Here is a 12529-nt window from a genome sequence, read left to right as displayed (position 1 = left end):
TTGAACTGTAACGAATTTTTTTAGAGGATATTTTAAATAGGAAAGAACAGATGAAAAAATAAAACAAGCCTAACCTATTTATGTTTGTTTTATTTTGTGTGGGGCACCCACAAACCCACCCACAATTCACCCACAAAAATAAAAAAAGTGATGAATCACTATGAAACATCACTTTTATAAAACCTTGATAAATCAGCGTTTCTGGTTCAATTTAATACTTGATGAATTCAGAGGATATATTCCGCACGCAAGTTCACCAATGGGAACGCGATCAATATATGTCTCTATACTAAGAGAGAAAAAAGCCCTAATACTACGGTATTAGGGCTTTTTTTATTTGTGGCAAATATAAAGGCTTGTGAAATGAATTGGATGGGTGCCCGCAAAAAGTCATGTGGATTATTTAAAATGCGTGCTAGCTATGAATGAAAATGTGGAAGTTGAAATATGGTGTGGATGTATTTAATTCGAAAATTAAGTATTGAAAAATATAGTACCTTGCAATAAACAATACTAAGTGGTATATTATGGATAAAACAGGTATCGTGTACTGAACAGTACTAAAATGAGAAAGGGGGATTGTCCTTGAACGTTCAGTTTAAAAAAGGTGTGTTAGAACTATGTGTTTTGGCACTAGTGAAACGTAAAGATAGTTACGGTTATGAACTTGTTCAGCAAATCTCTAATAAATTTTTAATATCGGAAGGTTCTGTATATCCGTTATTACGTCGTTTAACGAAAGAGGGATATTTTCAAACATATTTAAAAGAATCGACGGAAGGACCGCCCCGTAAATATTATCAACTAACAGAGCAAGGGGAGATGCAACTTACGTTATTAGTAACAGAGTGGCGTGATTTTGCTAAAGGTGTTCAAGAAATTATTGAAGGGGTGGAATGGGATGAGTAAAGAGCAGTTTCTTAAAGAATTATCAAGTCATCTTAGAAAGTTACCAGAAGAAGAGAGACAAGATATTTTATTCGATTATGAAGAGCACTTTCAGTTTGGGATAGAAGAAGGGAAAACTGAATCAGAAATAATAAAGGGTCTTGGCTCTCCGAAAGTAATTGCGAAAGACTTACTTGCGATGTATCGATTTGATGAAATGAAAAAAGATCCGTCGACTTCAAATGTGACAAGAGCTGTCATGGCAGCGGTTGGACTTAGTTTGTTTAATTTTATTATCGTGTTAGGCCCGTTAGTTGCAATTATAGCTTTTATATTTTCCTTTTGGGTCGGTGGTATTGCTAGTGTAGTGACACCATTTTTCGTTATTGTAAAAGTATTTATGGGCACTTTTATATGGTTGGATCTTTTCGTTAGTATAACGTTTGTCGGAGTAGGTTTGTTGTTATGTATTGTAGCTTATTATAGTACGAAGTGGTTTAAAAGATTATGTGTACGCTATGTAGTCTGGAACTTCAAAATGATAAAAGGGGAGTAGATGATGAAAAAGATATTATTAGTAGCTATCGCTTGTATCATTATTGGAGTAATAGGGATTTCACAAACATATGAAAAAGCAGTACAAACTGCAGAAAAAGGAGATAAAGAGGACGTAATTAAAAACGAAACGCTAAAAAATGTAGAAGTTAAGTTAGATGCTGGAGATATTGTTGTCCAAAAATCTCCTGATTCCTCTTTTTATGTAAAGCAAAAAGGAGACGTAAGTAAACAGGAGATTCGTATTGCTGAAGATGGTGATACATTAAAAATCATAGGGGAAATAGAAAAAGGTGTTTCATTTGATTTTTCATTTTACAATTTCGGATTTCAAACGCCTACATTGACTATATTAGTACCTGAACGTTCTTATCAAGAGATAAAAGTAAATTCATCCGCTGGACAAATAGAAATAAGTAATGTGAAAAGTGACCGCGTAAGTGTTGAAACACTCGCCGGAGAAGTGGATTTGAAACATGTAACAGCAAAGAGTGTGGAGGGGTCTACAAAAGCTGGTGAGGTGAATTTTAAAAAAGTAATAGGGAAAGTAACAGCAAAAACGGCTAGTGGGGATATAGATATTATTGATCATGATTCTAAATATGATTTAGAGGTAAGTTCAACTGCTGGAGATGTAGATATTACTTTATTGGAAAAACCACAAGATGCAGTTATAACTGGGCAAACTGCTGCTGGAGACGTGACAATTTTTAATGAAGACAATAAAAATATAACGATTGGTAATGGTAGTAAAAAGATTAGCGGTAAAACCGCTGCTGGAGATGTTACTATTGAAACGCGTTAATAATTAATGAAACGCATTCTTTTGAATGAACGGAAATCTATCAAAATAGAAAAAGAAGATAATTACCTATATAAATAAGGGAATTATCTTCTTTTTATTATTTTTAATGTAAATCACGATATACGCCAATTACTTTTCCAATAACTGACACTTGTTTTAAAATAATAGGTTCTAGTGAAGAGTTTTCCGGTTGTAGACGGAAATGATCTTTTTCTTTATAGAAACGTTTAACAGTTGCTTCGTTATCTTCTGTTAAAGCAACTACAATTTCACCGTTGTATGCAGACTGTTGTTGGCGAACAACAACTAAATCACCATCAAAGATACCGGCTTCAATCATGCTATCTCCAGAAATGCGTAACATAAACACTTGATCTGCTCCAGCAACGATACTAGCTGGAAGTGGGAAGTGATCTTCTACACTTTCGACTGCTGTAATCGGTAAACCGGCAGTAACTTTTCCGATGATTGGAACTTGAATAACAGATTGTGTTTCCGTTCGGTTGTCACCTAAAATTTCAATTGCGCGTGGTTTTGTTGGATCGCGTCGAATATATCCCTTTTCTTCTAGTCGTGATAAATGTCCGTGCACTGTAGAACTAGAAGCAAGGCCGACTGCTTGACCGATTTCACGTACGGAAGGTGGATATCCTTTTTCTTGTACTTTTAGCTTAATAAAGTCGAGAATGTCTTGCTGGCGTTTCGTTAACTTTTCCATGTTTTCTAACACCTCGTTTTCTTTCATTTTTCTTATTATTAAGTATAACATGCGAAAAAACATTCTACAAACATAAGTTCGAACGAAAGGCAAATTTATGATACACTATAAGGAAAATATAGTGAGAAAGAAGGGTTCAAAATGAATGCAATTATTTATGCACGTGTGAGCACAACAAAAGAAGAACAGGAAACATCATTATTGCGTCAAAAAGATGAATTATTGCATTTAGCTGAGCGCTATCAAATGGATGTTACAAAGGTAATTGAGGAGCAGGCTAGCGGTTATACAATTGAACGTGATGGCATATTAGAAGTGCTAGATACAATTCGAGATGAACAAGTTGATGTACTACTTATACAAGATGAAACGCGTCTTGGTAGAGGAAATGCAAAGATTGCATTAATGCATTGTTTACATAAAGAGGGGATAAAAGTTTATACGCACACGCATAGTGGTGAATTACAGCTTTCAGATTCTGATTCGATGGTGCTAAATATAATTGGGATCGTTGAAGAGTATCAAAGAAAGATCCACAATTTAAAAATTAAACGTGGCATGCAAAGAGCAGTGGAGAAAGGATTTCGTCCAGAAAATAATTTGAAAAATCGTCATTTAAGCGTAGGACGTGAGAAAAAAGAAGTGCCAATTGAGGAAATTGTACGTTTGCGCCGGAATGAATTAACTTTTGAAGAAATTGCAGCAACACTTCGTGGTTTTGGTCATGATGTTTCAAAAGCAACTGTACATCGAAGGTATGTAGAATATACAAAGCAATTGCTTGATAAAGAGGAATAACTATTGTATGATAATAATCAGTTTTGAGTAGAAGGGGGATTCGAGATGCCAAGTCAAGAACTCATTGAACGCATTAACTTCTTAGCGAAAAAAGCAAAAGCTGAAGGCTTAACTGAAGAAGAACAACGTGAGCGCCAATCGCTTCGTGAACAATATTTAAAAGGATTTCGTCAAAATATGTTAAACGAATTAAAAGGAATTAAAGTCGTTAACGAAGAAGGCACGGACGTTACACCGGCGAAATTAAAAGCTTTAAAAAAGCAGGATAATGCAAAATTAAATTAAAAGATGGGCATAGCCCATCTTTTTTTATTTGTTAAAATTGTTATTTAATAACTTTCCAGTTTTCATTTTTCGTTGCTTCTATCCTTTTATGCTTCAATATATAGTTAGCGATAAGTTCAGACATATCTGTTGGTATGTCTTTTACTACTGGTTTATTTTGAAACATAAAGAAGTTCCCGCCACCGCTTGCACGATAATTATTCATAACAACGTCATATTCTTCATTCATATTAAGAGGAGTGCCTTTATACTGCAAAGACTCTACTCTCTCTCCAATTGGTTTTGAAATGTTTAATACATACGAAATCCCTTCCCACATATCGTAATTATAGTGTTGTGGTTTTGGTTCTATATAGGTAGGGTTTACGATGATGGTTCCATCTGCTTTTAATGTGAAATAAGAAGCAGAGAGTTCGAGAGCATCTTTTATATCCGCTCCAGTTATTCTAATTACTTTTAATGTATTTGGATAAATATAATTAGAAACGATGTCACGCATTGTTACATGTTTCGGGAAACCTGGAGATGTATTATGAAACAAACTTGTACAAGAAATTGAAACATTAGCTATATCCATCTGTATTTTATTTATGAATTCAATAAAAGGATGGTCTTGCAAACGTGTTTGCATAGCATCGGAAATTTGCATATCCCCATAAATTATTCCAATAGGTTTATCAAGCCAATTTTGTGTTTTCTCTTCATAATTGGCAACCAAGGAAAGAACATCTTGGTCTGCCGCAATTCCTTGTACGGGCAATAACTCTGAATAACTCTCTTTTTTCACCCATTTTTGTTCTGCTTTTTCGAATGTTACTGTTACTTTTCCAACTGAGTGTCCATTGCATCCGGTCTGTAAAATTGTTACACCATTAATCACGGTGTGAGCGATTTCTCGGTGTTGGTGGCCTGTTAGTAAAATATCTATGCCTTCAATTTCATGGCACATTGCATATCCTTGGTTTTCACCTGTTAAAACTTCAGTCGGTACTCCGGTTTGTAAATCACGTTCAAATCCCCCGTGATAGGCTACGACTAGTAAATCTGGTTTTTCATGTTTACGGATGTAAGAAACCCATTTTTTTGTTGTTTCAAATGCATCTTCAAATTGTAAATCTTTAATATGATGTGCTTGTTCCCAATGGGGGATGTAATGCGTTGTCACCCCTAAAATAGCAATTTTTATATTTGATTCAATATGTTTTATTATATATGGTTTCCCGAAATAAGGTTCTTTTCTGTTTTTATCTAAAATGTTTGCTGATAGATAAGGGGAATTTGCAGTAGCCACAGCATTATTTAATATATCCATTCCGTAATTAAATTCATGATTTCCGATAATTGCAATGTCATACTCTAAGTAGTTGGCTAATAAGGACATTGGGTTTTCCATATCTTTTTCGTATGTAGCGTAATGATAAGTAAATGGTGTTCCTTGAATGAAGTCCCCGTTATCAATCAGAAGAACGTTTGCATTTTGAGAACGTTCTTTTTTTATGAGAGTAGAAATTTTAGCTAAACCAATTTCTGCTTTGGAGTTATCTTGGTAGTGAATTGGATACACAGTACCATGTACATCGCTTGTTAATAAAATATTTAAAGTTACAATTTGATTTTGATTCAACGCCATTCACCTTTTCTATAGTTATCTTTCAATTAATCATATCAAATATATGAAAAGAATTTTAATGTGAATGTATAGAATGTGTAAAGATTCTGTAAATAAGCAATTATTTGTAAAAATATGTGATATATTTCTTCATGTTTATGGAAGGTTATTTTATAACAACGAAAAATGGAGGCATTAACATGTTGAAAAAAGTTTTTGCAATGAGCACAACAGTTGTACTAGCAGCGGGATTATTAAGTGGATGTGGAACGAAGGAATCAAGTGCAAGTAAAAATGAAGATACGAAAAAAGGTTATGTACCGAAGACACTAAATGTTCAATTTGTTCCTTCTCAAAATGCAGATACGTTAGAGGCGAAGGCAAAACCATTGGAAAAGCTATTAAGTGATAAATTAAACATTCCGGTAAAAGTTAGTATTTCAACGAATTACAATACAATTGTAGAAGCGATGGCATCTAAGCAAGTAGATGTAGGCTTTTTACCTCCAACAGCGTATGTGTTAGCGCATGAGAAAAAGGCTGCAAACGTAATTTTACAGGCGCAACGTTTTGGGGTAGATGATGAAACTGGAGCTCCGACAAAGGATTTAGTAGATGTTTATAAATCAGAGTTTGTTGTTAAGAAAGATTCTAATATTAATAGTGTAAAAGATTTAAAAGGTAAAAAAATTGGCTATCAAGATGTAACATCATCAGCGGGTTATGTATGGCCTGCGGCTGTATTGTTAAAAGAGGGAATCGATCCGTTGAAAGATGTGAAACCTGTTACATTAAAAGGTCATGATCAGTCACTTATTGCTCTTTTAAATGGTGATGTAGATGCAGCTGTTGTATTCCAAGATGCTCGCAATATTGTAAAAAAAGATTATCCGAATATATTCGATCAAACGAAAATAGTAAAATTTACGGAGAAAATTCCAAACGATACGATTTCTGTACGTTCTGATTTAGATGCAGAGTGGAGCAAGAAATTACAGGATGCTTTCATTGAAATAGGAAAGAATGAGGAAGGGCACAAAATCATTAAAGAAGTATACTCACATGAAGGATACGTTAAATCTGATGATAGTAAATTTGATATCGTTCGTGAATATGGAAAGAAAGTGAAAACGCAATAATACATATGGAAATGGCGACTAACTGGAAAGTGTGTGATTTCAGTTAGTTTGCCGTTTTTCAGTTATTGATAATACATAGAAGGTAGGTAAGATGTGTGATAGAGTTTCGAAATGTTTCCAAAGTGTATCCGAATGGTACAAAAGGATTGAATAATATAAACTTGAAAATTCAAAAAGGTGAGTTTGTTGTAATGGTCGGGCTATCCGGTGCTGGAAAATCAACACTTCTCAGATCGGTAAATCGCCTTCATGAAATCACAGAAGGAGAAATCATTATTGAAGGGGAGTCTATTACTGCTGCAAAAGGAAAAGGATTACGACGCATGCGCCGAGATATTGGTATGATTTTTCAAAGCTTTAACCTTGTGAAGCGATCAACGGTACTGAAGAATGTATTAGCTGGGCGGGTTGGATATCATTCTACATTGCGTACAACGTTAGGTCTGTTTCCGAAAGAGGACGTGGAGCTTGCATTCCAGGCGCTGAATAGAGTGAATATCTCAGAAAAAGCATATGCACGAGCTGATGAATTATCAGGGGGACAACAGCAACGTGTATCAATTGCTAGAGCATTGGCACAAGAAGCGAAAATCATATTGGCAGATGAGCCTGTTGCTTCGTTAGATCCTCTGACAACAAAGCAAGTAATGGATGATTTGAAGAAAATTAATGAAGATTTTGGAATTACGACAATTGTAAACTTACATTCTATTGATTTAGCGAGGCAATATGCTACTCGTATTATTGGATTACATGCTGGTGAAATTGTTTTTGATGGATTAGTAGAAGAGGCAACGGATGAAAAATTCGCTGAAATTTATGGGGACGTAGCTCAGAAAAGCGCATTATTAGAGGTGGCAGCTAAATGAATGAAGTGACGATATATTCGAAATCGATACCGAAGCCGCCGAGTAAATTGAAACATATGTTAACGGTTATTTTAGTTATTTTACTGTTGTGGGGTAGTAGTGTACAGGTCGACGCATCATTTTCAAAACTAGTAGTTGGTTTTCCAAATATGATGGATTTATTGAAGGAAATGGTGCCACCAGATTGGAGTTATTTTCAAATTATTACAACAGCAATGTTAGATACAATACGTATGGCGATTATTGGAACGACTTTAGGGGCGATTTTAGCCATTCCACTTGCACTATTTGCGGCAAGTAATGTATTTACTAGTGTATTTTTGTACAGTCCAGCTCGATTGATTTTAAATTTTATACGAACAATACCAGATTTATTATTAGCGGCTATTTTTGTAGCGATTTTTGGAATAGGACCACTTCCAGGTATTTTGGCTCTTACTTGTTTCTCCGTTGGACTCGTAGCGAAATTATTGTATGAGTCAATTGAATCAATTGATCCAGGTCCATTAGAAGCGATGACAGCTGTAGGAGCGAATAAGGTGCAATGGATAGTTTATGGGGTCATTCCGCAAGTGAAAGCGCACTTCGTCTCCTATGTACTTTATACATTTGAGGTGAATGTACGTGCAGCAGCTGTTCTAGGTTTAGTAGGAGCAGGTGGGATTGGATTATATTATGATCGCACACTTGGATTTTTACAATATCAACAAACTGCTTCTATTATTATTTATACCCTTGTTGTTGTATTGCTAATTGATTATATAAGTACATTGTTGCGGGAGAAATTATAATGAGTAAAACGATGATAATCATACCAAAACCGAAGAAACTGAGTGTAAATCGCTGGATTATTTTTATAGCACTTACAGTTGTATATGTATGGGCCTTTTCAGGAGTCCCGTTAGAGGGAATAAAGAATACGGCGGGAGAAATTACAAAAGCCATTATGACAGGCGTATTGAACCCAGATTGGTCGTATGTATCTTTGCCAGATGGTGAAGATTTATTACACGGTTTAATTGATACGTTGGCAATTGCGATATTAGGTACATTTATTTCTGCTTTTTTATCTGTTCCATTTGCTTTTTGGGCGGCAACGAATATGAGTAGTGGAAAATTAACTTCAGGAACTGGGAAATTTGTACTTAGTTTTGTTCGTACATTTCCTGAATTAGTTATGGCTCTTTTATTTATAAAAGCTGTTGGTCCAGGCTCTTTTGCCGGAGTTCTAGCTTTAGGGTTACACTCTATCGGAATGTTAGGGAAACTATATTCGGAAGGAATTGAAAATATAGATAAGGGACCGACGGAAGCTTTAATAGCAACGGGTGCAAATCGGTTTCAAATACTTTGGTATGCCGTATTACCACAAGTGTTACCGGATTTTCTATCGTATACGTTATACAGGTTTGAAATTAATGTACGATCCGCTGCGATTTTAGGTGTTATTGGAGCAGGTGGTATTGGTACGCCATTAATTTTTGCACTTAGTTCACGTAATTGGTCTCGTGTGGGAATTATTTTATTAGGTATCATTTTAATGGTAATTATAATTGATTTTATTTCAAGTTCTATTCGTAAGCGGATTATTTAATTTGTTTTAAAAGCATCTAATTCAGATGCCTTTTTGTATTTTTAAAGGTTATCAAAAAAGAGATATATCAGAAATTAGTATATTTGTATAAATATACAGATAATTATCTTTATTTTTAAAATAAAAACAATTAAAAAGTATGTCATATTGAATGCCCATACATTCCCTGAATCACTGTATTTTTTATGAAAAATCAAAAAAACATCAACATATTTGTCGATACATGTTGTATAATCTTGCGTGGGAAGCTATCATATAAATGTATAAAACGTTTACTAACATACGCGAAGGGAAGAATAGCATGTCACATTCAATCGAACAACTTTCTATCAACACGATTCGCACATTATCCATTGATGCGATTGAAAAAGCAAACTCTGGTCACCCAGGAATGCCAATGGGTGCAGCACCAATGGCTTATACATTATGGACTCAATTTATGAAACACAATCCAAATAACCCAACGTGGTTTAACCGCGATCGTTTCGTATTATCTGCAGGTCATGGTTCAATGTTACTATACAGCCTACTTCATCTATCTGGTTATGACTTAACAATGGATGATTTAAAGAACTTCCGTCAATGGGGAAGCAAAACTCCAGGACATCCTGAGTACGGTCACACAGCAGGTGTAGACGCAACAACTGGTCCACTTGGACAAGGTATTGCAACTGCTGTTGGTATGGCGATGGCTGAAAGACATTTAGCGGCTAAATACAACCGTGATGCGTATAATGTAGTAGATCATCATACATACGCTATTTGTGGTGATGGAGATTTAATGGAAGGCGTTTCTGCTGAAGCATCTTCATTAGCTGCTCATTTACAATTAGGTCGTCTTGTAGTACTTTACGATTCAAACGATATTTCATTAGATGGCGATTTAAATCGTTCATTCTCTGAAAGTGTAGAAGATCGTTACAAAGCATACGGATGGCAAGTAATCCGTGTTGAGGATGGAAACGATATTGAAGCAATCGCAAAAGCAATTGAAGAAGCGAAAGCTGACGAAAAACGCCCAACGCTAATTGAAGTAAGAACGACAATTGGTTTCGGTTCTCCAAACAAATCAGGAAAATCAGCTTCACATGGTTCTCCACTTGGTGTAGACGAAACAAAATTAACGAAAGAAGCATACGCTTGGACTGCTGAACAAGACTTCCATGTAGCAGAAGAAGTATATGACAACTTCCGTAAAACAGTACAAGATGTTGGTGAAACGACGCAAGCTGCGTGGAACACGATGCTCGGTGAATATGCACAAGCATATCCAGAATTAGCAAACGAACTGCAAGCAGCAATGAACGGTCTTCTTCCAGAAGGTTGGGAACAAAGCTTACCAACTTATGAATTAGGATCAAAAGCAGCAACACGTAATTCTTCAGGTGCTGTAATTAATGCAATTGCAGAGTCTGTACCATCATTCTTTGGTGGATCAGCTGACCTTGCTGGTTCTAACAAAACATATATGAATAACGAAAAAGACTTCACAAGAGCTGATTACAGCGGTAAAAACATTTGGTACGGTGTTCGTGAGTTTGCGATGGGTGCAGCAATGAACGGTATTGCACTACATGGCGGTTTAAAAACTTACGGTGGTACGTTCTTCGTATTCTCTGACTACTTACGTCCAGCAATTCGCCTTGCAGCATTAATGCAATTGCCTGTAACGTATGTATTCACACATGATAGTATCGCTGTTGGTGAAGATGGTCCAACACATGAGCCGGTTGAACAATTAGCAGCACTTCGTGCAATGCCAAACGTTTCTGTTATTCGTCCAGCAGACGGTAACGAATCAGTTGCAGCTTGGAGACTAGCTCTAGAATCAACAAAAACACCAACTGCATTAGTGTTAACTCGTCAAGATCTTCCAACATTAGAAGGTGCAAAAGACGATACTTATGAAAAAGTAGCAAAAGGTGCATATGTAGTTTCTGCAAGCAAGAAAGAAACTGCTGATGTAATCTTAATTGCAACTGGATCTGAAGTAAGCTTAGCAATCGAAGCGCAAAAAGTTCTAGCAGCAGACGGCGTTGATGCAGCTGTTGTTAGCATGCCATCTATGGATCGCTTTGAAGCTCAAACTGCTGAGTACAAAGAATCTGTACTACCAAAAGCAGTAACGAAACGTTTCGCAATTGAAATGGGTGCTACAATGGGATGGCACCGTTATGTAGGTCTTGATGGAGATGTACTAGGTATTGACACATTCGGTGCTTCTGCTCCTGGTGAGAAGATTATGGAAGAGTATGGATTTACTGTAGAGAACGTTGTTCGTAAAGTAAAAGAAATGCTTTAATGATTTTAGAAAAATCTCTCCAGCATGGGGAGATTTTTCTATGTAATTGAGTTTTTTCGACAGGAAAAGTTTTTTCTCTCTCCGTAGTCAGACAATCATTGCAAATCTTCTCTTATATAATGTAGGGAAAAGGTTGTCCAGATCGGGAGGGGAAAAATGAAAACGTATGAATTGTATTTAATTCAAGAGGATATTGCGAAAGCTTACTTTGGTCGTGAATATTTGTTTTTTGATTTATTTGCTCGATTTTCAGAATCTGGGTTCCTTTCGGAGAAGAAAGTATTATATAAACAAATGACGTATATTACGATGCCGTTACAAGTAATGAAAATTCATCATAAATTAGAACAAGCTTTGCGTGTTCTTGGTAAATATGAAAGAACAAATCATACTCATACGCTTTATACAGGAGCCGAATACGGAGAAATAATGGTGAAACCACAATATATTCGAATAAACACTTCTGGAAATGTATCCATGGAAACAACTTTCTTTGAGGTGCTTAGAAAGTGTGAGTTAACATTTTTAGCGATGGATTATGAAAATAAAAAGTACGGTTGGTTAAATCCTCTCAAACAAGTACGAACATATGTGTAAAAAATGTCGAATAGTATCTTGTCTTATTGAAAAGGTTTTAGTACACTGTAAGGTAGACAACATGAAGGAGGAAAAGATATGCCAATGTGGTTAGGTATTCTAGTGGGCGTAGTAGCACTAGTAGCAGGCGTGGCGTTAGGATTTTTCATTGCCCGCAAATACATGATGAATTACTTACAAAAAAATCCACCAATTAACGAACAAATGTTAAAAATGATGATGATGCAAATGGGACAAAAACCTTCCCAAAAGAAAATCAATCAAATGATGAGCGCGATGAACAAGCAACAAACGAAATAAGCGCCAAAGGGCACTCTTACCGAGTGCCCTTTTCTTTTGGTTATAAAAGATATTTAAAACTTTTAAAAAT

14 protein-coding genes are annotated in these 12529 nt (G+C 35.8%); 12 read left to right on the top strand and 2 right to left on the bottom strand.

Translation table 11 applies throughout. The features are described from left to right. Positions 1–585: 585 nt before the first annotated feature. The 3 genes from B5P40_RS19610 to B5P40_RS19600 are packed head-to-tail and all read left to right on the top strand — an operon-like array spanning position 586 to position 2248. Entirely contained in the window at positions 586–909 is a 324-nt protein-coding gene (locus tag B5P40_RS19610; RefSeq protein WP_002185126.1) for a PadR family transcriptional regulator, read from the top strand. After that, on the top strand, positions 902–1444 hold the full coding sequence (locus tag B5P40_RS19605) for a DUF1700 domain-containing protein (protein ID WP_002142767.1): 543 nt from the start codon (positions 902–904) through the stop codon (positions 1442–1444). Before B5P40_RS19610 ends, B5P40_RS19605 begins: the two co-directional genes overlap by 8 nt. Continuing rightward, a complete protein-coding gene (locus tag B5P40_RS19600; protein ID WP_002014437.1) occupies positions 1445–2248 on the top strand; it encodes a DUF4097 family beta strand repeat-containing protein in 804 nt (267 codons plus the stop codon). A gap of 103 nt (positions 2249–2351) precedes the next feature. Here B5P40_RS19600 and lexA read toward each other — a convergent pair whose 3' ends face one another. Next, positions 2352–2966, bottom strand: coding sequence for a transcriptional repressor LexA (gene lexA, locus B5P40_RS19595; RefSeq protein ID WP_002087894.1), 615 nt, complete (start codon positions 2964–2966; stop codon positions 2352–2354). Positions 2967–3107: 141 nt separating this feature from the next. Between lexA and B5P40_RS19590 the strand changes: the two genes are divergently transcribed. Both B5P40_RS19590 and B5P40_RS19585 read left to right on the top strand, forming a co-directional pair. Next, the gene (locus tag B5P40_RS19590; RefSeq protein ID WP_002014433.1) at positions 3108–3764 is read left to right on the top strand and encodes a YneB family resolvase-like protein; all 657 of its coding nucleotides are present in this window, start codon (positions 3108–3110) and stop codon (positions 3762–3764) included. Positions 3765–3809: 45 nt separating this feature from the next. Beyond that, a complete protein-coding gene (locus tag B5P40_RS19585) occupies positions 3810–4049 on the top strand; it encodes a DUF896 domain-containing protein (protein WP_002014431.1) in 240 nt (79 codons plus the stop codon). 40 nt (positions 4050–4089) lie between these two features. Here B5P40_RS19585 and B5P40_RS19580 read toward each other — a convergent pair whose 3' ends face one another. Next, positions 4090–5673, bottom strand: coding sequence for a bifunctional metallophosphatase/5'-nucleotidase (locus B5P40_RS19580; RefSeq protein ID WP_012261434.1), 1584 nt, complete (start codon positions 5671–5673; stop codon positions 4090–4092). A 185-nt stretch (positions 5674–5858) separates the two neighbouring features. On the opposite strand from B5P40_RS19580, the gene B5P40_RS19575 reads away from it, so the two are divergent. The 7 genes from B5P40_RS19575 (at position 5859) to B5P40_RS19545 (ending at position 12459) form a co-directional block, all read left to right on the top strand. Beyond that, positions 5859–6797 (top strand): phosphate/phosphite/phosphonate ABC transporter substrate-binding protein, encoded by a 939-nt coding sequence (locus B5P40_RS19575; RefSeq protein ID WP_002137777.1) that lies wholly within the window; start codon positions 5859–5861, stop codon positions 6795–6797. Positions 6798–6892: 95 nt separating this feature from the next. Next, positions 6893–7666: a phosphonate ABC transporter ATP-binding protein gene (gene phnC, locus B5P40_RS19570; RefSeq protein WP_002033479.1), complete on the top strand. Its 774-nt coding sequence runs from the start codon at positions 6893–6895 to the stop codon at positions 7664–7666. After that, positions 7663–8457: a phosphonate ABC transporter, permease protein PhnE gene (gene phnE / locus B5P40_RS19565; RefSeq protein WP_050000634.1), complete on the top strand. Its 795-nt coding sequence runs from the start codon at positions 7663–7665 to the stop codon at positions 8455–8457. Before phnC ends, phnE (B5P40_RS19565) begins: the two co-directional genes overlap by 4 nt. Then, positions 8457–9260: a phosphonate ABC transporter, permease protein PhnE gene (gene phnE, locus B5P40_RS19560; RefSeq protein ID WP_002014419.1), complete on the top strand. Its 804-nt coding sequence runs from the start codon at positions 8457–8459 to the stop codon at positions 9258–9260. Before phnE (B5P40_RS19565) ends, phnE (B5P40_RS19560) begins: the two co-directional genes overlap by 1 nt. Positions 9261–9561: 301 nt before the next feature. After that, complete coding sequence (gene tkt / locus B5P40_RS19555) at positions 9562–11562, top strand: transketolase (protein ID WP_113709671.1); 2001 nt, start codon at positions 9562–9564, stop codon at positions 11560–11562. Between the two features lie 156 nt (positions 11563–11718). Beyond that, positions 11719–12159: a sporulation inhibitor of replication protein SirA gene (gene sirA / locus B5P40_RS19550; RefSeq protein ID WP_002014415.1), complete on the top strand. Its 441-nt coding sequence runs from the start codon at positions 11719–11721 to the stop codon at positions 12157–12159. 78 nt (positions 12160–12237) lie between these two features. Continuing rightward, positions 12238–12459, top strand: a complete 222-nt coding sequence (locus tag B5P40_RS19545; RefSeq protein WP_001132292.1) for a YneF family protein — start codon at positions 12238–12240, stop codon at positions 12457–12459. Positions 12460–12529: the final 70 nt, after the last annotated feature.

The sequence above is a fragment of the Bacillus sp. SRB_8 genome, from assembly GCF_003264205.1.
In the GTDB taxonomy this organism is placed as follows: Bacteria; Bacillota; Bacilli; order Bacillales; family Bacillaceae_G; genus Bacillus_A; species Bacillus_A mycoides.
Note: the sequence above shows the minus strand (reverse complement) of the source record. Positions and strands in the feature narration are given on the sequence as shown.